We start from the raw sequence: 18,618 nt of genomic DNA, 5'->3' as shown, positions 1-18,618 counted from the left end.
AGTGGAGTATTAGACAGTATTTAAAGACAATAATCATATACTATAAATCAATAAATTCTATGAAGCGGGTACTGTATTTCTTAGGCCATCTTAGTGATAGAGATGTAGAATGGATGCTCCAGAATGGTAATAAACTAACACTGGAAACAGGAGATCGACTGATTAATAAAGGGCAAGCTATCGATAGTTTGTTTATTGTTTTATCGGGTCAGTTAGCTGTCTGCGCCAATGACAATTTCAATGAGTGCATTGCCAAGCTGGAAGCTGGCGAAGTGGTGGGTGAAATGTCTTTTCTGGAATCGACTCCACCATCTGTTTCGGTGATTGTTACGGCCCCGTCTGTCATTTATCAAATTGCCCGGGAAACAATCAATCTGCGGCTGTTGACCAACGCTGAGTTCAGAGCCAACTTTTACTACGCCCTGGCCTTGTTTCTGTCGAACCGGCTACGGAAAACTACGGAGCAACTCGGTTTTGGTAACCCTGGTGACGAGGATTTGGTAGACGCTAAAGTACTGGATGGTGTGGCCCAGGCCGGATCGCGCTTTGTCAAGCTGTTGCATCGATTCTCGGAAGTTTAATAACTGAAAATCGACTGGCAATGAGACACTGTCTATATGGCATTCTGATAGGCGTAATGGCATTGACCAGCGACGTATGCGCCCAGGTCAAGTGCGACTTACTTGAGATTTCCCGAAAAGCGTTTGATAAGAACCCTACCCTCGTACGGAGCGGATTGGCTATCCGTAGTGCCGAAGCGGACCTACGGATTCAGCGAAGCACGTTTGACCTTAACTCGTTCTCCGAGTTGGTGTTTCAAAACAATCAATACAGGCTTTTGGGGGCTGATCCCCGAAACGCTTTTTTGGAAAACAGCATCTTACTAAACAACACGCTGAATATGTCGGCCGGTTTACGGAAGCGGCTACGTACCGGGCAGTTAACGGAGTTTAGCTTCAACTACGGGTTCGCTAACAACAATTATCCGATCAACAGCTTTAACCAGCCAATAAGTCTGTATCTGGGAAGTAATACTAGCACACTGAATGTTTCGTTGACCCAGCCGTTGCTGAGAGGCAAAGGAAGGCCAATTGTCACAGCCTTGGAGCGAGCCAACTCACTCTACGTGCTCAATGCAAAGAGTGGTAACGAGTTTACCACCTCATCGGAGATCTGGCAAATTGGACTGGCTTACTGGAATTACTACACCGCGTTTAAGAGCCTGGAAATCTATAAACAGAGTGAAAACAGGATCAGGAACGTACTGTCTGTAACTGAAGAGCTGGTAAAAGGCGATAAAAAGCCAGCTGGCGACCTGATACAGGTCAAGTCGGATTTAGCTAATCAGGAAAAGCTAACCATCATGGCTCAGCAAGACCTGTATAACGCCCGGATACAGTTGGGAAAAGTGATCGGCTTAAGCACGGAGGAAAGCCTGTCGATCGATATCCCTGAAAATGATTTCCCGACAATTTCCGAATCAGCGTTCAAAAGAGGGCTTGCCGAAGCTGATTTTATCCGAATTGCCAAAGAGCGACGAGCCGATCTAATGGCAGCCCGGCATGGCCACGAGGCTCTGCAACAGCAGTATGTACTGGCACAAAACAACGTAAAACCTCAGCTGGATCTGGTTGGGTTTGTGTCGTACGGAAGCGCCAGTACGGGCAATCGAATGAGCGATGTGATGGCGTCCTTCTCGAACAACGAAGGCAGAAACATTGGAGCTGGTGCCAAATTAACGTTCACTATGCCGGTCAATAACAACTGGGCGAGAGGCAGTCTGACCAAGAGTCAAATGGCTGTCACCGACCAAAACGTAGTGGTCAACAACATCCAGCGGATTATTGAGCTAGACGTCAGTAACGACCTGAACTATCTGGACAACAGCGTTACAAACCTCCAGAAAGCCGAAGAAGTCCTTAACTATACGCGGGATGTGTTCAAAGACGAACAGGTCAAATTCCAGTCGGGCCTGACGACCATCCTGAGTTTGATCCTGTTTCAGGAACGACTTACTTCTGCACAGCTCCGGTACCTACAGGCTTACCAGCAATTTGCCCGAGCAATCATCAATCTCAGACACGACACCGGAACGCTGGTAGCCCCAGACAACAAAGGCTTTGTGATCGACAGAAACGCATTTTATACCATCCCTGATATAAACAATAATTAACGTCATGGCAGCAGGATTTTTTAGACAGTCGGCGTTGGAAAAACTGTCGACTCCCGAGAAGCTCGATCAATTGATTAAGGTAACCAGTCCTAAAGCCTGGATTACGCTTTCGGTGGTCTTTGCCGCGCTGGCTACGGGTATTGGCTGGTCGGTCTTCGGGCGGGTAAGCACCAAACTGAATGTAACCGGGGTCGTACTGGGTGGCGAAGTCCATGAAGTGGTAGCTACCTCGCAGGGCCAGCTTGTAAAACTACAGGTCAGAATCGGCGATAACGTGGCGAAAGATGCCGTAGTGGCTACGGTGCAGCAGCCGGAGCTGGTTCAGCAGATTGAGAATGCCAAAGCCACCCTGTCGGAACGCAAACACGAACTGACCAAAATAATCTCGTACGGCAACAGAGGCACTTTGCTGGAAGGGGAGCTGATGAGTCAGAACCGGCTAAGTATTCAGGGCGAAATTGAAGCCGAGAAAAAGAAGCTGGCTTTTCTGGCGAATCAGCTTGAATCGGAGGTTAACCTGGTCGAAAAGGGGTTGATTGTGAAAGCGCAGGTGGCTGGTACCAAACAGCAGATCGATGCGTCGAAGAATACAATCGAACGCCTGAAAGTACAGCTGGCCGAAGTCTCCAACCGGCAGCACGATGCGGGGTATTCGCTGCAACAACGCATTGCGACCCAGAAACAACAGATTGCCGAAGCCGAACGGAGTCTTCAGTTCCTGACCGAGCGCTACGATATACAGTCGAACATTAAAAGCCCCTACGGTGGCGAAGTTGTCGAAGTGCTCACTGATGCGGGCGTAATGGTTGGGCCAGGGACCCCGCTGTTCAAACTCAAAAATCAGGAAGAAGGTCAATTGGCCAGCCTGAAGGGTGTTCTTTACATTCCGTCGCAGGATGGCAAGAAGATTAAGCGCGATATGGAGGCTTTCGTGGTGCCATCGACCGTACAGCCACAGGAGTATGGATTTATCAAGGGCCGGGTCACGTACGTTTCTGACTTCCCGATCACCCAGCAGGGCATGATGACGTCGGTTAAAAATGATCAGCTAGCCAAAGGTTTGTTGGCAATAGGCCCGCTCTTCGAAGTACATGTCGTCTTTGAGAAAGATAATGAGTCATACAGCGGCTTCAAGTGGACATCGGCTAAAGGACCCGACATTGCCATTAAAGAAGGTACCTCCTGCATGGGCCAGATTACCATTAAACAGGAGAATCCAATTTCGATTGTCGTTCCTGCATTTAAGAAATTCTTCAATCTATACTGATACTGGTTTTCGAGATGGCAACCCATACAACTTTTCCTATTGGGAAACAGGCGCGGCCTGTTAAGGTGCCCACCGTTCTACAGATGGAAAGTGTAGAATGTGGAGCAGCCGCTTTAAGCATCATCCTGGGCCATTTCGGCAAATTTGTACCCCTCGAAAAGCTGCGAATTGCCTGTGGTGTCTCCCGAGACGGCTTAAAGGCGACCAACATCATTAAAGCGGCCCGTGAATTTGGCCTGGACGCTAAAGGCTACGCCAAGTCGGTTGAGAAACTGATGCAAATTGAAACGCCAGCCATTATCTTCTGGAATTTCAACCACTTTCTGGTTTTAGAGGGCTTCTCAAAAGATAAAGTCTACCTGAGCGATCCTGCTCAGGGACGGTACGCAGTTACCTATGAAGAGTTCAACGAAGCCTACACGGGTGTGGTGCTGACGTTTAAACAGAATGAACGCTTCGAAAAAGGGAATGAAAAACGGGGCCTGGCTGCGTCATTGGCTACCCGAGTCTCTAATTCAAAGCTGAGTATCACGTATATTTTTCTGGCGAGCCTCTTCCTGGTCATTCCGGGCCTGGTGATTCCATCGTTCATCCAGGTATTTATCGACAAATACCTGGTCAACGGCCATGCCGACTTTGTGATGCCCCTGTTGCTAATTATGGGTGGGGTGCTGACGGTCAACGCGGTTCTGGTGTACCTCCAGCAATATTACCTGCTGAAACTGGAAACCAAACTCGCCCTGACCACGTCCAGCAAATTCCTATGGCACGTCTTTCATTTGCCCATTTCGTTTTTCACGCAACGATACAGTGGAGAGATTGGCAACCGGGTTTCGCTCAACGATAAAGTGGCCCGTTTACTCAGTGGCGATCTGGCCAATGCGGTCCTGAACGTCATTATCGTGCTGTTCTACGCCTTTCTGATGTTTTCGTATGACGTACCCTTAACACTTATCGGTATCGGCATGGCGGGGCTGAATGTGTTGGCACTCCGGTACGTGTCCAGAGCCCGGAAAGACGGAAGCCGTCTGTTGAGCAACGAAACAGGAAAGCTGCTCGGAACCACCACTTCGGGCATCAGCATGATCGAAACCCTGAAAGCATCGGGTCGTGAAAACGACTTCTTCACGAACTGGATTGGCTACCTGGCCAAGGTAATGAATTCGCAGCAGCAACTAGGCTGGCTCACCATCCGGCTCAACGTGTTGCCCCCGCTGATTATGTCGCTGACCACAACGCTGATTCTGGGTCTGGGGGCATTACGGATCATGGATGGCGAAATGACACTCGGTGCGCTGGTATCCTTCACCTACCTGATGGGCAACTTCATCGGGCCAGTCAACCAATTAATTGCTGTCGGAACGATGCTGCACGAAACCGAAAGCGATATGGGCCGTATCGACGACGTGCTGAACTACGAACTGGATGAGCAATTCAGGCCGGGGGCTGTTGCTGCTGCGCAGTCAGACGGCATCTGTACGAAACTGACCGGCTATTTCGAATTGAAAAACGTAACGTTTGGGTATAACACAACCATGCCCCCGCTCATCGAAAATTTCAGCCTGAAGCTAAAGCCGGGGAGCCGGGTGGCGCTGGTTGGCGGCTCGGGTAGCGGCAAATCGACCGTGGCCAAAATAGCGTCCGGCTTGTATCCGATCTGGGGCGGTGAAGTACTCTTCGATGGTAAATCGAAAAGCGTCATTCCGCGGCATGTCGTCACGAACTCGCTGGCCGTCATCGATCAGGAAGTGTTGGTCTTCAAGGGTACGGTGAAAGAAAACATCAGCTTCTGGGATTCAACCATTTCCGACAAACACATCATTCAGTCGGCCCGCGATGCCGCCATTCACGACATCATATCCGTCCGGAAAGATGGCTACGACAGTGCCGTCTCAGAAGGCGGGTCCAACTTTAGTGGCGGGCAGCGGCAACGGCTGGAGATCGCGCGGGCGCTGGCTACCAACCCTTCTATCCTGATTATGGACGAAGCCACCAGCGCGCTGGACCCCACGGCCGAAAAGATTGTCATGGATAATATCAAGAAGCGGGGCTGTACGTGCCTGATTGTCGCGCACCGGCTCAGCACCATTATCGACTGCGATGAAATTATTGTGATGGAATATGGCAAAGTCGTAGAGCGGGGCACCCATCAGGAGCTGGTAAAGAAAAATGGAGTGTACGCCCACCTGATCGAAACGAAATAAACGATACTACGTCTATGTCAGCTATAAAAGAAAAACTAGCTATCTGTGCCGAAAACCCATTGGTTCTGGACAGCACGGACCGGTTCTGGATGGTGCTCTCCGGAGAGGTAAACGTTTTCTATACCCGAATTGATGACCAAGGAAATTATACGAATCGACTAAAATTTCTGTATACGGCCAAAAAGGGGGAGGTATTGTTTAGCCTGTTGGCCCCGGCAGTTGCCGACACTACCCGACTCATTGCTTTTTCCGGCGAGGCTACGTTGCTGGCAATTGATAAAGTCGATCTGCTGAACGTCGATCATTTCTTTTTGAAGAACATGATTGATAAATGGATCGTAAAGACATCCTCCGCCATCAGCGCGGCCAACGCGCCCAGGGTCTATAAACCACTCGACGAGTATCAGGAAGTATCCTTGGACGCCAATACCATCGCATTCCCGTCGATGGGTATTAGCTGGATTCAATTGCTTCGGGGCGAGGTTAGTTTGTTCGCGCAAAGTACAGAAGTGAGTCACGCGCAGTATCCTGATTTTCTGGCACCAGTCTCCAACAAACTGTGGCTGAAATCGCTGACGGATAATACGACTGTGCGCGTATTGAGCACCCGTGAGATGCTCTTACAGGAAGAAGTTTATTTTCTGCTGGCCCTGCGCAAGCTGGAAGCCCATTTCTACGCGCAAATCAACCAGATTATAGACGCGCAGCAACTGGAAGAAATTACGTATTTGTCCGAAAAGCGCGTTACGGACCAACTAGCTCTCGAAACGACCCTCGGCAAAATAAAGTCGGTTGTAGCGGGGAACGGCAGCGGGCAGGGACCGGAGGTTACGGGAAAGCGAACCCAACAGAATCTTCTTTTTCAGACGTGTCAGCTTATCGGCAATCAGATTGGCTTTACGCTGGAAGAGCCAAAATACGTTGAGTCACATCAGAACAACGTCACGAACCAACTCCACCTGATCGCCAAAAGCTCGAAGCTGCGCATTCGTAAAATCATTCTCAGGGATACCTGGTGGAAGGAAGAGTGCGGGCCGTTGCTGGCTTTTACCAAAAAAGACAAAACCCCCGTTGCACTCCTGCAAAAAACACCCACCAGTTACCTGATCAAAAACTTGATAACGGGACAGGAAGCGGTAATCAATCACGAGATTGCGCAGTCTTTAGAACCCATTAGCTACATGTTTTTTTCGGGGTTCGACGGCAAAATGAGTTCCGTAAAAAAGGTACTCTCGTTTGCCATCAAAGGCGTCGAAAGAGACGCAAAATGGTTGATGCTGTCGGCCCTGGCGGGTAGTTTGATTGGGCTGCTGGTGCCGATACTATCAGGTATTATGTACGACGAAGTGGTGCCGACGGCAGACCGATCGCTGCATCTGGAAGTCTTCCTGATCCTGATTATGATCGCTTTCGTAAAAGCGGGTTTACAATTAGTCGAGGGGGCACTTCAGCTGCGGGTCGAATCGAAGTCGAGCATCAACTTACAAGCCGGGATGATGGATCACATGCTTCGGTTGCCGGTGACGTTCTATAAAAAATATACCGCTGGCGACCTGACTAACCGAGTGTTGAGTATCAATACCATCCGTCAGATTGTTTCCAGCACCCTGATGACCGCCGTTTTGAGCGGAGCCTTTTCGTCGGTTAACCTCATCCTGCTGTTCTATTACGACACGAAGCTGGCCTGGGTGGGTGTTGGACTGGGCTTACTGGCGGGGGCATTTATGGTGGGTATTGGCTGGCTCAAGCTGAAATATGACCGACAGATATCAACCTATCAGGGCGAAATTCAGGGTTTTCTCTTCGAGTTTCTGTCGGGGATAACCAAAATCAGAATAACCGGTGGCGAACGACGCGTTTTTGCGCTGTGGGCTGATAAATTTTCGACCCTCAAGAAGCTTGGTTTCAATTCGGGTACCTACCAGAATTTTGTGGAAGTCTTCAACGCGTCTTACCCGCTGCTGACCAATATTTTCTTTTTCTCATTCCTTTATTACACCGTCTCAAATGCCGATTCGGCAACAGCGATGCTCTCGGTAGGGGTGTTCATGGCCTTTATTACGTCGTTCAACCAGTTTTTGAATGACAGCCTGCGGCTTAGCATGGCGCTAATCACGTCGCTGAACGTAGTTACGCTGTACGAACGAGTAAAGCCTATTTTGGAGGCAGAAACGGAATCCGTTGAGCAGAGTGTCGACCCCGGTGAGTTGGCGGGTGAGATCGAGATGAACTCGGTTTCGTTCCGCTACAAGCAAGACCAGCCCCTGGTGCTGAACAACATCACGTTTAAAATTAAGCCGGGCGAAATGGTTGCGTTTGTGGGCGCTTCGGGTTCGGGCAAGTCAACTATTATGCGGCTGCTGCTGGGCTTCGAACAGGCCGAGGCCGGGTCAATCTATTATGACGGCAACTCGTACGAGCTGATGAATAAGGAACTGGTGCGTCGTCAGATTGGGGTTGTGCTACAAAACGGGGCGCTGATGTCGGGCAGCATCTTCCAGAACATTATTGGCAATTCGGAGCTGACCCTGGACGATGCCTGGGAAGCAGCCCGCATGGCGGGAATGCAAGAAGACATCAAGCACATGCCAATGGAAATGCATACAGTGGTCAGCGAAGGAGCCGGTACATTCTCGGGTGGTCAGCGGCAACGACTTATGATTGCGCGGGCTATCGCTCACAAACCCCGACTGCTCTTTATGGACGAAGCCACGAGTGCTTTGGACAACCGAACGCAAAATACCGTGTCGCAAAGTCTGGATAAACTCCAGGCAACCCGAATTATCATTGCCCACCGGCTTAGTACGATCAAAAATGCTGATCGTATTTACGTCCTGGACAAGGGGACCATTGTCGAGTCGGGTACGTACGACGAATTGATGGAAAACGACAACCTATTTGCTCAACTCGCCAAACGCCAAATCGCCTAAGTTATGGGAGCAACTGCATCAACATGGGCCGTACAGAGCAATGGGATTGGGGTACCAGAGGAACTGCGCGACTATTTTACCAACAAGTTTTGTTCGCCTGAAAACGGCTCACGGATCGTCTCCGGCGACGAACCCTACCTTGATTTCTGGGAAAGTCGCGGGAGAGAATGGGCCGGAGAAAAAGCTTTTGCGTTCCTGCAAACGTGCTATCCGCAGCTACATTTCCCCATTGAGGACGGCATCAACAAAACGCAGGCATACGTCGATGCCGTGCTGAAAGGCAAACCGGCGGGTGTAGACGTTAGGCATTCGCTTGTTCTCAACCAGCCCGAATCACTACAACTTACGCTCCACGAGAGCCTCGCTGGTCTGATTCCTGTTCTGGTTGTGCCCGACGATGACGATTTTATAAAGCTCGTTCAATGCCTCCTACACAAAAACAACCCGGTGGCGATTCCGCCGTCGATGGGTGCGCTGCTGGCCAATGGCATCAACAATTGGGAGCGGATTCGCGAGTTAAAAGCTCAATGGATAGTAAACAATTCATTGCAAAGCTGGAATGAACAGTTTGCGCGCTGTGTGCTGCCGAACCCCAGCTTGTACAAGGATAAATTGGTTATCCTGAGTAACAAACCCTACAGCAACGTATCGGCGAAACAGCTGGGGTTAGATTCGAAGGAATGGGTAGCTTATTCGATGTCGATACGGCTTGAGCATGAATGCACGCATCTCTACACCCTCAACCGGTTTGGCTCGGCATCCAACAATCTGCACGACGAACTCGTGGCTGATTACATGGGCATCTGCAAAGCGCTGGGCCATTTCAAGGAGGAGTGGATGCTGGCGTTTTTCGGTCTGGAAGACTACCCAGCTTACCGAACAGGAGCCCGGTTAGAGAACTACGTGAGCAATTCCCGATTATCGACAGCGGGTTTTCACCAGCTCACTGGCCTGATCAAACGAGCCGTCAACTCCATTGCCCAATTTGACGCCAGGGTAGGAAAAATGTTTTCAGTCAACGATCAGGCGTGTCGAATGGATGCACTGTGTTTAACGGATATGGCCGTGCTGGCTTCGGCGAACGGTTCGGAACGACTTTTTCAGAACTATACCGACCGGATGACGGCCCTTCCGCTAAATGATGCCGTTGCGGTATAACCAGATTGACTAGAGTACAACCTGTTGTTATAGCTTCCGGGCGGTTAACGACCGACTTTTGATTCGTAATTAAACATATACCCAATAACTATTAGCAATCGTGGAAAAACCAATTAACAACAAGATCGACGCGCTGCGTAACGAAGCCGAAAATCAGGAGGAACTGATGAAATCGCTGGCTCAAATCGATGAAGATGGGCAGTTAACCGACGACGCATTGGACGCCGTCAGTGGGGGAGTTGGAGGGGATAAACCTAATATATCTCCTATTATTACAGGTCCCATCGGCTTTATAAATAATCCCACCGATTTCAGTTCCTTGAGTGAATAGATCAATCATCTGGTAACAAACTTATAACTGTCCTGCAACGATGGCTTCTCTGCTCTGTCCCAGTACGGTGGCTAAACCCGGTGCCGAATTATTTGGCGTGCAGAACGGGTCGGGCCGGATTGAATACCTTGATGAATCTATTGTCATCGACCAGACCTTTGTCGACGTAGCGCGGCAGGGGCGAGCGCCCGAAGAACGGTTCCGGTTTGCGAGCAACTGCGCTAAAAACGGTTGTAGTCACTGGACGAAAGAGAGTACCAGCTGCGGATTGGTCGGCAAAATCGTGGACGCGATGAACCGCAAAGCTGAAGCTACACTGGTGACCTGCGCCATTCGCGACCGTTGCCGGTGGTTCCATCAGCAGGGGGCTACTGCCTGCGCCAACTGTGACGAGATCGTCCGAAATCTGCGTACACGGGAAGTCACGTCGATGTAAACCAAATCAGGTAACGGATTACACACAAAGATGGGCGATGTGAACACGAAGTTCACATCGCCCATCTTTGTGTGTGTCTCATCCTAAAATCGCCGATTGCATGGGTTCTTCCGATGTAATTGTTGGATTTATTGGCGATGTCTTTTTTTGATCCCGTTCCGAAACCCAGTCGCTAACAAAGAACCTGTTATCGACAAAATTATATTGACAGCATAGGTAATAAAAAAGCTAACGCATAAACACGCGTTAGCTTTTTTATTACCTGTGCTGAAAAAATCACCTAATTTCGTTGTTCTGAACAACCCAGACATTACTATAGCCAGTACCACCGGGTAGGTGTCTCTCGGTTACGTTCCCCTTCAGGTTAAATGAGGAGTAATATACAAGGTAGCCGCTAACACCTATCAAATCTACCTTGGCGGTACACAGGATACTAACGGTTATCTCCTTACTGCGTAATGAGTTAAGTAGCATCTGGTCAAGAGTAGTTTATTTTGACTCGTTTCTCTCCTGTAAGTGCTTATCTAATATGGTAAACTCTGTACTCCAAGTTGGGCCAATTCATCACGAATGCTAACCTGATACCTCTGAATTACACAACTGGGCACCAGGCGGCTGTCTACTAAATGTGGTTGGATTACCAGTGTCCTAGAATAGAGGTAATCGTGCAACCTTACTGACCTGGTTAAGCATTAGTGACACGTTCAGTAAAAAAGTTAACTTTGGGCGTAACAGAACAGTTAGATAACTTTTCAATGAAGCGATTAAGTGTATGTATGGCTACGTACAATGGAGCCCTATTTATAGAAGAGCAAGTCAAGTCAATTCTTAGCCAGTTAAGTTTGGATGATGAATTAATAGTATCCGACGATGGGTCATCGGATACAACTCTTGCAATAATAGAAAGTTTTAATGATTCAAGAATACGCATAGTGCCTAGCCGGCGTTACAAATCGACTGCGAAAAATTTTGAGAATTCGCTCCGATATGCGGAAGGAAATTTTATCATTTTGTCGGATCAAGACGATATCTGGTACCCGAATAAAATAGATGCTGTATTAGGAATCTTAGTAGATTACGATCTAGTACTAACAGATTGTAGAGTTGTTGATAACAAAGGAAAGACAATGTATGATTCCTTCTTTAACATTCGAAAAAGCCAGCTAGGCTTTTGTAAAAATCTTTGGAAAAATTCATATATGGGATGCTGTATGGCATTCAAGCGAAACGTGCTAAATTATGTTTTACCATTTCCCGAACACATTTATTACCACGATTGGTGGATCGGGCTGATGGTAGAACTAAAAGGTAAACCTTATTTGTATAATCAGCCTCTTATTTACTACCGTCGACATGGGGCTAACATGACGCCTACCGGTGAAGGGTCTCATCAATGGAGTCTACGTTTAAAACATCGTTTTTGGCTTTCTTGGTATATATTAAAACGTATGATGGTTTCGTATTAAGTCGTGATTTCTTATGAAAGTTGCAGGTGTAGTTGTGCTATATAATAGTCCCGTTTCTTGTGTAGAAAATATTGACACTTATCTAGTTCAACTTAGTAAGCTTTTCGTAGTCGATAATTCTGATTGTGTAAATGAAACGTTAGTCGAGCAAATTAATAAACTAACGAACGTACAGTATATTTACAACTTTGGTAACAAAGGAATCGCTAATGCCTTAAACCGTGCTGCTGAATACGCAATAATGGAGGGAAATGACTACCTCTTGACTATGGATGACGATAGTAGTGTACCAGACAATATGATTCTGGAGATGAAACACTTTATAAGTGGATATTCAGATCCAAATCAGATTGGAATTGTATCGGTGGCTCATTCGCCAGCTACGTTGCGGGTTAAAAAGCCAAATCCTGTCCTTTACACTATGACATGTGGTAATATTATAAACTTAAAGGCTCACAAAGTTATTGGCGGTTTTAGGGAAGATTTGTTTGTTGATCATGTTGACCATGAATACTGTTTACACTTATCTAGTGCTGGATATACTATTATCGAACTGCCTATATCGCTCAATAGCCATGTTTTAGGAGAAAGAAAACATAAGTGGGGAATGCCTTTTGTATCACGTCAACCTGTGCGGCAGTATTACATGGTCCGAAATGGTATAATTACGGCACATAGTTATTTCAATAAATACCCGATATTTACCTATAAAATAGCGAAGCTATTGGTCAAAGAGTTTTTGAAAATAGTTTTTGCTCAAGGCAATAAAAAACAACGTATGTGGCTTATGGTTAGAGGGATACAAGATGCATTGCTTGGGAAAATAGGAAAAATATAATCTTTGCTGTTTTCAAAAATTTTTACGTTTAGTTGTTTCTTATGAAGCGGATTCTAATAACTGGGGCTAATGGTTTTTTAGGGCAAAAACTAGTCGAATTATTAATAAAAAAAACGGATCTATTTATAATAGCAACAGGAATAGGGGTTAACCGGATTTCTTTTTCAGGAGAGTATATCTATCAATCGATGGATATAACAAACCGTCAAGTGGTTCTTGAGACTATCAGGCACTTACGTCCAGACATAGTCATCCATGGTGCTGCAATGACAGATGCAGACAGATGTGAAGTGGAAAAGACAAGGTGTTGGAAACATAATGTACACGCGGTTGAATACATTGTAGAAGCTTGTGATACCATAAATGCCTTTCTGCTTTACATCTCAACTGATTTTATATTTGATGGGCTTACCGGTCCATATGATGAAAATAGCCAACCTAATCCAATTAATTTCTATGGTGAGAGTAAACAGGCAGGTGAGTTAGTAGTTCGAAAATCAAATTTACGCTGGTCTATTGTCCGTACAATGCTTTTATATGGTACCCCGCATTATGACGGCCGAAGTAACATCGTTACTTGGATTAAACAAACGTTAGAAGAAGGAAAAAAAATTAAAGTTGTGGATGACCAATGGCGAACCCCGACATTAATTGATGATTTGGCTGTAGGATGTTATATGATCATTGACAAAGTAGTTACAGGGATTTTTAATATCTCAGGTTATGAAATTTTTACGCCATATGATTTGGCTACTAGAATAGCTAGATACTTTGGCTTAGATAAGTCATTAATTACTCGCGTTGACACCACAAAACTTATTCAAGTGGCGCGCCGTCCACAAAGTACTATACTTTTAATAGACAAAGCGAGAAATGAATTGCAATATAATCCCAAGACCTTTGATGAAGGATTAGCTATGTTGTCTAGCTAATAAAAATAAAGTTATATCGAAAATATTTATTTATTCTGATTTCTGTTTTCTGTTTTTTTATACTGGGTTTATAATTACTGTTAACAAAAATATTTTGCTTTTATAATAATAAAAAAACAAAATAAAGTTGATTATGTAGATAGTGAAATCGTTAATTTTAACTGGTAATTTTTCTGCGTATTCAATGATATATTGCTTAATTGCTCTATTCTTTTGGATAATTATTTCTTAAGAATGAGTTTTTATTAACGATAAATATTTTGATTGTCGTATATGGTATTAGTAAGTATAAGTAATACTTATGGAAGTAAGTGTTGTAATATGATCAAGCTTCGAGTATGTAAAAATTAGAGATAAGGCAGTAACTAGAAGAAAAATAGAACAAGTAAATAGACAAATAATAATCTTGTAAGCTTGTCTGTATATTTGAATGTGAATAATTCGAAAGCAGCTGTAAGTAAAAATAGAAGTTAAAAAGACAAGTAAGTTATTTTACTACTTTAAGGGACTATCGCAGAATGGTGTGACTTCAAAAATTCTACATACGGTTCATATTCACCTGTTCTGTAAGTTTTGGTATCAGGTAAGCAAATAAATCCATTGAGAACAGTTTTGCTTTTAGTCTCATTGATCAACTGGTGGCTGTGTAGGGCGATAGACCGTCGACGGACAATTGCCCCAATCCCCGATACTGATCACTATTATAATGGATGTTGTGACATCGAACGTCGTTGCCTACTGAATTGATTACCTAAGGAAGTGAGACTTTACTTTTAGTTATTCATTCGCCTTGCTAAAAAGTAAAGTCTCATCGAAGGGCTAATAAAGATAACCCAATCTCAATACGTAACAATCCCGTGTTGAACGAACCATCGTCTGGTTTGATATTTATGGTCTGCTTGGCCGTCGGTCTGTAAGAAAAGCCCACTTTAAAACAGTCCTGCGTACGCCTGGGGCATGGCCGTCAGCGGTTTTATGCGAATGTCCCGGTAAAAGACTTCGGCTGCTTCACTTTGCAGTTGAAGTTTTCCTTTTCCCATGGCAACATCCTGCCCATCGGGTTTTGTATAGCGCGAATCTTTGAGGACCATTACCACGTGACCGTTGACGATGTGCAGGCTTTTACCTTCGAAACAGATCAGTTCGAGCGTCGTCCATTCGCCCGCCGGACTTTCGTAATTGGCTGATCGGAGGCAGAAAAAATCACTCCCTTTTTTGAAGGGGGCAAATGGTTGCTTTTCATCCGCTACCCGGTTCATGATGCCTTCTGACTGGAAAGAACGGATGTCGATAGCGGAGTTGGCCTGGCACCAGAAGTCGCCCATGTGCCCTTCCATGATCTGAAACTCTTGGGAAAGCATCCAGGAGCGCCAGTATTCGGCACCCGCTTCGCCCGTGGAATGATACAGAATGCCGGAGTCGCGCAGCATATTTTTTCGGGGATCGTGTTTTTGCGTTCCCCACTTGACCTGGAGTGTCAGGTGATAGTTTTCGTAGTCCTGGCGGGTGAATAAGCACCCGTAAATCGTTCCACTTACCCGCAGCACGGGGCCACCCGGTTCGCTGCTAACCGAAAATACGTGCGTGCTGTCTTTGTTATATCCGATAGGCTGAATCGGGTTGCCTGCGGCATCGGTTGGTATTTTTCCATTATAACCCGTCTTGTGCGAATAACTTAGGTAGGTTTCCCACTGCGACAGGTTTTTATCCAGTAACGGGGTCCAGCCTGGAGGGACACCCGCATTTTTTGGTGCAAATAGGCCCGTTAGCCAAATAAATAAGCTAGTAACAAAAATCATCCGATGGAATAGGTTGGGTGGAAAGCCGTTTATCGAAGGCAAATGTAGCGGAGGGGGTAGCGATGTACGTTGTAAGAATCCATTCTTTATCGGTACATTTACTGCACGTCCGGATGCTGCATGAAGCGATACGTCTTACACGCCCCTTTTAGTATTTATCATTTTGAGGCTACTACCTGGGCGCACGCTACCCATAAACACACCTACTTCGAAATTATTTTTATCCTCAAGGGCCGTGGGACACATTTTATCAACGGGAATGCGTTCGGTTACGAGGCTGGCGATGTGTTTTTATTGGGACCCGAAGATTACCACCATTTTACGATCGACACCCTGACCGAGTTCAGCTTTGTCCGCTTCAACGAATCGATCCACAGCGAAGCATCCGCTGGACAGGATGGCTCCTGGCAACCCGTGATCAGGGCGTTGCTGACCACCTCTTCGCAGAGTCGCGGGTCTATCGTAACCGATCCATTGGAAAAGCAGAAGCTGCATCACCTACGGGCGGTGCTGGAAGAAGAAAGCCTGCGGCAGCAATCTCCTTACTTTGACCCCATTCGCGACAGTTTGCTACGTAGCATGTTGCTGATTCTGGCCCGAAACCTGTTCCGGCATGTTCCGGCCAAACCGGTTGTGAGCGCTTCGCTAGAGGCAATCCTGCTGTATATCCGGCAGCACATTCACCAGCCCACGATCCTGAGTATCGACCATCTGGCCGATGCCTTCCACTATTCACCGGCCTACATTAGTCTGTTCTTCAAGAAACATACCGGGGAATCCCTCAAACAGTATATTACCAAATACAAAATTAAGCTGATTGAAGCCCGGTTGTTGTATAGTTCACGGACGCTGGCCCAGATTGCCGAGGAATTTGGCTACACGGACGAAAGCCATTTTTGTAAACAATTCAAGAAGTATACTGGTCATACACCCACCGCTTTCCGCCGGGGACTCTAACGTCAACTCTCCGAAGAGACTGAAGCCTGAGTAGGCTTTTTCGTTCATCGTCAACGATGTGCACATCGTTGACGATGAACGAAAAATCAGAATAGGTTCCGGTTATAAGTTCTGCCTTTTCAATTCGCTGACGGCGTAATCGGCCGCCCGGGCCGTCAGAGCCATGAGTGTGAGCGACGGGTTCTGACAAGCTACCGACGCAAATGAAGCGCCATCGGTAACGAAAACATTCTTGGCTGCCCAAAGCTGATTGTGCGCGTTGAGCATTGACGTTTTGGGATCACGGCCCATGCGGACCCCGCCCGTTTCATGAACTGCCATACCGGGTATCGAATGACGATCGTACGTAGCGATATTTTTCAGACCAGCCGCTTCAAGCATTTCGGCGGCATCATTCATCATGTCCTGACGCATACGCTCCTCGTTTTCCCGGAATTTTACGTCGAATACAATCGTTGGCAACCCCCACTTGTCAAGGCGGTTGTGATTAAGCGTGATCGTGTTGTCTTCGTAGGGTAGGCATTCGCCGAATCCCATGATCCCCATCGTCCAAGGACCTGGCTGCGTGGCGTTTTCCTTCAATGCGGCTCCAAAACCCTCATCAGGACCAGCGGCTTCTGCAATCAGTCGCTGCCAGCCAGACCGGGATGCTCCGCCCTGATAGCCAAAGCCTCGCAGGTACGTCCGTTTGTCGGTGCCGATATTCCGGTAGCGGGGAATGTAGATGCCGTTCGCCCGGCGCCCGTAGTAGTATTTATCGTCGAACCCCATACCATCAGCCTGGGCATTGGCGCCGACCTGAAAATGATGATCCATGATGTACTTCCCGAGGGTACCACTTTCATTACCCAATCCGTTCGGAAACCGAGTTGAAACCGAGTTGAGTAGAATGAAGTTTGTGGCCATCGCCGACGCATTCAGGAAGATAATCCGGGCGTAGTATTCGGTTGTCTGATTCGTTCGGGCGTCGATGACCCGAACGCCACTTGCTTTCCCTTTTTTCTCGTCAAACAACACCTCCGACACAATGCTATCAGTCCGAACCGTAAGCCGGCTAGTGCTGCGGGCGGCTGGTAATGTAGACGACAGGGAACTGAAATAGCCACCGTATGGGCAGCCTCTGGCGCAATGATTTCGGTACTGGCATGGAGCGCGACCAATTGAGGTGTGCACCGGGTTGGCTTTCGACAGGTTGGCGGTTCGGCCGATTGTCATCACGCGATTCATGGTACTTTTCAGTTTCCCGCGAACGTGCTCTTCCACGCAGTTCATATCCATAGGCGGTAAAAACTCACCGTCGGGTAACTGGTCCAGCCCTTCCTTATTGCCCGAAATCCCGGCGAACGATTCGACATAGCTGTACCAGGGAGCCAGATCCTTGTACCGGATCGGCCAGTCGGTACCGAACCCATCGCGGGCGTTGGCTTCGAAATCCATCTCACTAAATCGATAGCTCTGCCGCCCCCACATGACCGACTTACCACCCAGAATGTCAGGGCGGTACCAAAGAAACGGGTGGGTTTCTTTGTAGGGTGCGTTTCGGTTGTCGAACACAAAATGGCCGTTTTGCTCATTGTAGCCCATCACCCGAAAATCAGGGGCTGGATCATCTTTGGGCAAGATAGTACGATCGCGATGGGCAAACTCCCAAGGGGCCATCATTGCCGTGTCGTAGCCGGTAACGTGCTGAAGATCGCGCCCTCGTTCGAGCATCAGTACCCGCAATCCTTTCTGTGTAAGTTCTTTGGCGGCCCAGCCGCCACTGACGCCCGAACCAATCACAATGGCATCGAACGTGTGGTTAAGTTGTGCTTTACGAGTCAGGTTCATAAGGGTTTAGGAAGTTGGTGTACCTGTCGGTTGGCTGGCACACCGGCTTGTCTGTTTAGGAAACAGGTTACTTACTAAAAAGACGATGCGTGCGGATTATACCTGCCTGATAAAAAGACGAGACCGGTAAGCCGGTCTCTTTTCGGCTTCGTGCCGGTTTTATCAGAATAGTGTTCGTCAGGTAAGCCCGATGCTTCCCCAGGACGATCCGGGGAAGCGTTCCAACTCGCTGAAACCCAAACGAGGGTAGTGACTAATTCAACGATGACTCGTTTCGCAAAACAGTTCGCAATTGCA

At 47.4% G+C, this 18,618-nt stretch carries 14 protein-coding genes; 12 read left to right on the top strand and 2 right to left on the bottom strand.

The window, feature by feature from the left end; all coding sequences use genetic code 11:
* The first annotated feature begins 59 nt into the window (after window positions 1-59).
* From LQ777_RS30060 to LQ777_RS30010, 11 genes are all read left to right on the top strand, one after another.
* Complete coding sequence (locus LQ777_RS30060) at window positions 60-581, top strand: cyclic nucleotide-binding domain-containing protein (RefSeq protein ID WP_232564041.1); 522 nt, start codon at window positions 60-62, stop codon at window positions 579-581.
* A gap of 20 nt (window positions 582-601) precedes the next feature.
* Window positions 602-2,173, top strand: coding sequence for a TolC family protein (locus LQ777_RS30055; protein ID WP_232564040.1), 1,572 nt, complete (start codon window positions 602-604; stop codon window positions 2,171-2,173).
* A 4-nt stretch (window positions 2,174-2,177) separates the two neighbouring features.
* Complete coding sequence (locus LQ777_RS30050) at window positions 2,178-3,440, top strand: NHLP bacteriocin system secretion protein (RefSeq protein WP_232564039.1); 1,263 nt, start codon at window positions 2,178-2,180, stop codon at window positions 3,438-3,440.
* 14 nt (window positions 3,441-3,454) lie between these two features.
* Window positions 3,455-5,644: an NHLP family bacteriocin export ABC transporter peptidase/permease/ATPase subunit gene (locus LQ777_RS30045; RefSeq protein ID WP_232564038.1), complete on the top strand. Its 2,190-nt coding sequence runs from the start codon at window positions 3,455-3,457 to the stop codon at window positions 5,642-5,644.
* 14 nt (window positions 5,645-5,658) lie between these two features.
* Window positions 5,659-8,574, top strand: coding sequence for an NHLP bacteriocin export ABC transporter permease/ATPase subunit (locus tag LQ777_RS30040; RefSeq protein ID WP_232564037.1), 2,916 nt, complete (start codon window positions 5,659-5,661; stop codon window positions 8,572-8,574).
* A 3-nt stretch (window positions 8,575-8,577) separates the two neighbouring features.
* Entirely contained in the window at window positions 8,578-9,732 is a 1,155-nt protein-coding gene (locus tag LQ777_RS30035; protein WP_232564036.1) for a DUF7005 family protein, read from the top strand.
* Between the two features lie 100 nt (window positions 9,733-9,832).
* The gene (locus LQ777_RS30030; protein ID WP_232564035.1) at window positions 9,833-10,063 is read left to right on the top strand and encodes a hypothetical protein; all 231 of its coding nucleotides are present in this window, start codon (window positions 9,833-9,835) and stop codon (window positions 10,061-10,063) included.
* A 40-nt stretch (window positions 10,064-10,103) separates the two neighbouring features.
* Window positions 10,104-10,499, top strand: a complete 396-nt coding sequence (locus LQ777_RS30025; RefSeq protein ID WP_232564034.1) for a hypothetical protein — start codon at window positions 10,104-10,106, stop codon at window positions 10,497-10,499.
* A 755-nt stretch (window positions 10,500-11,254) separates the two neighbouring features.
* A complete protein-coding gene (locus LQ777_RS30020) occupies window positions 11,255-11,965 on the top strand; it encodes a glycosyltransferase family 2 protein (RefSeq protein WP_232564033.1) in 711 nt (236 codons plus the stop codon).
* A 13-nt stretch (window positions 11,966-11,978) separates the two neighbouring features.
* Window positions 11,979-12,803 carry a glycosyltransferase gene (locus LQ777_RS30015; RefSeq protein WP_232564032.1) on the top strand — a complete coding sequence of 275 codons (825 nt, stop codon included), beginning with the start codon at window positions 11,979-11,981 and terminating at the stop codon, window positions 12,801-12,803.
* A gap of 41 nt (window positions 12,804-12,844) precedes the next feature.
* Complete coding sequence (locus tag LQ777_RS30010; RefSeq protein WP_232564031.1) at window positions 12,845-13,735, top strand: SDR family oxidoreductase; 891 nt, start codon at window positions 12,845-12,847, stop codon at window positions 13,733-13,735.
* A gap of 929 nt (window positions 13,736-14,664) precedes the next feature.
* On the opposite strand, the gene LQ777_RS30005 is transcribed toward LQ777_RS30010, so the two are convergent.
* Window positions 14,665-15,534 (bottom strand): 3-keto-disaccharide hydrolase, encoded by an 870-nt coding sequence (locus tag LQ777_RS30005; protein WP_232564030.1) that lies wholly within the window; start codon window positions 15,532-15,534, stop codon window positions 14,665-14,667.
* A gap of 120 nt (window positions 15,535-15,654) precedes the next feature.
* On the opposite strand from LQ777_RS30005, the gene LQ777_RS30000 reads away from it, so the two are divergent.
* On the top strand, window positions 15,655-16,491 hold the full coding sequence (locus tag LQ777_RS30000; RefSeq protein ID WP_232564029.1) for a helix-turn-helix domain-containing protein: 837 nt from the start codon (window positions 15,655-15,657) through the stop codon (window positions 16,489-16,491).
* A gap of 102 nt (window positions 16,492-16,593) precedes the next feature.
* On the opposite strand, the gene LQ777_RS29995 is transcribed toward LQ777_RS30000, so the two are convergent.
* On the bottom strand, window positions 16,594-18,321 hold the full coding sequence (locus tag LQ777_RS29995; RefSeq protein ID WP_232564028.1) for an FAD-dependent oxidoreductase: 1,728 nt from the start codon (window positions 18,319-18,321) through the stop codon (window positions 16,594-16,596).
* Window positions 18,322-18,618 lie beyond the last annotated feature (297 nt).

This window comes from Spirosoma oryzicola (assembly GCF_021233055.1).
GTDB lineage: Bacteria > Bacteroidota > Bacteroidia > Cytophagales > Spirosomataceae > Spirosoma > Spirosoma oryzicola.
This window is presented reverse-complemented; position numbering and strand designations above follow the sequence as displayed.

Coding starts and splice junctions, on each gene's coding strand:
- LQ777_RS30050 (WP_232564039.1), top strand. CDS start 2,178: ATGGCAGCAGGATTTTTTAGACAGTCGGCGTTGGAAAAACTGTCGACT.
- LQ777_RS29995 (WP_232564028.1), bottom strand. CDS start 18,321: ATGAACCTGACTCGTAAAGCACAACTTAACCACACGTTCGATGCCATT.
- LQ777_RS30000 (WP_232564029.1), top strand. CDS start 15,655: ATGAAGCGATACGTCTTACACGCCCCTTTTAGTATTTATCATTTTGAG.
- LQ777_RS30020 (WP_232564033.1), top strand. CDS start 11,255: ATGAAGCGATTAAGTGTATGTATGGCTACGTACAATGGAGCCCTATTT.
- LQ777_RS30035 (WP_232564036.1), top strand. CDS start 8,578: ATGGGAGCAACTGCATCAACATGGGCCGTACAGAGCAATGGGATTGGG.
- LQ777_RS30040 (WP_232564037.1), top strand. CDS start 5,659: ATGTCAGCTATAAAAGAAAAACTAGCTATCTGTGCCGAAAACCCATTG.
- LQ777_RS30045 (WP_232564038.1), top strand. CDS start 3,455: ATGGCAACCCATACAACTTTTCCTATTGGGAAACAGGCGCGGCCTGTT.
- LQ777_RS30055 (WP_232564040.1), top strand. CDS start 602: ATGAGACACTGTCTATATGGCATTCTGATAGGCGTAATGGCATTGACC.
- LQ777_RS30015 (WP_232564032.1), top strand. CDS start 11,979: ATGAAAGTTGCAGGTGTAGTTGTGCTATATAATAGTCCCGTTTCTTGT.
- LQ777_RS30025 (WP_232564034.1), top strand. CDS start 10,104: ATGGCTTCTCTGCTCTGTCCCAGTACGGTGGCTAAACCCGGTGCCGAA.
- LQ777_RS30005 (WP_232564030.1), bottom strand. CDS start 15,534: ATGATTTTTGTTACTAGCTTATTTATTTGGCTAACGGGCCTATTTGCA.
- LQ777_RS30060 (WP_232564041.1), top strand. CDS start 60: ATGAAGCGGGTACTGTATTTCTTAGGCCATCTTAGTGATAGAGATGTA.
- LQ777_RS30010 (WP_232564031.1), top strand. CDS start 12,845: ATGAAGCGGATTCTAATAACTGGGGCTAATGGTTTTTTAGGGCAAAAA.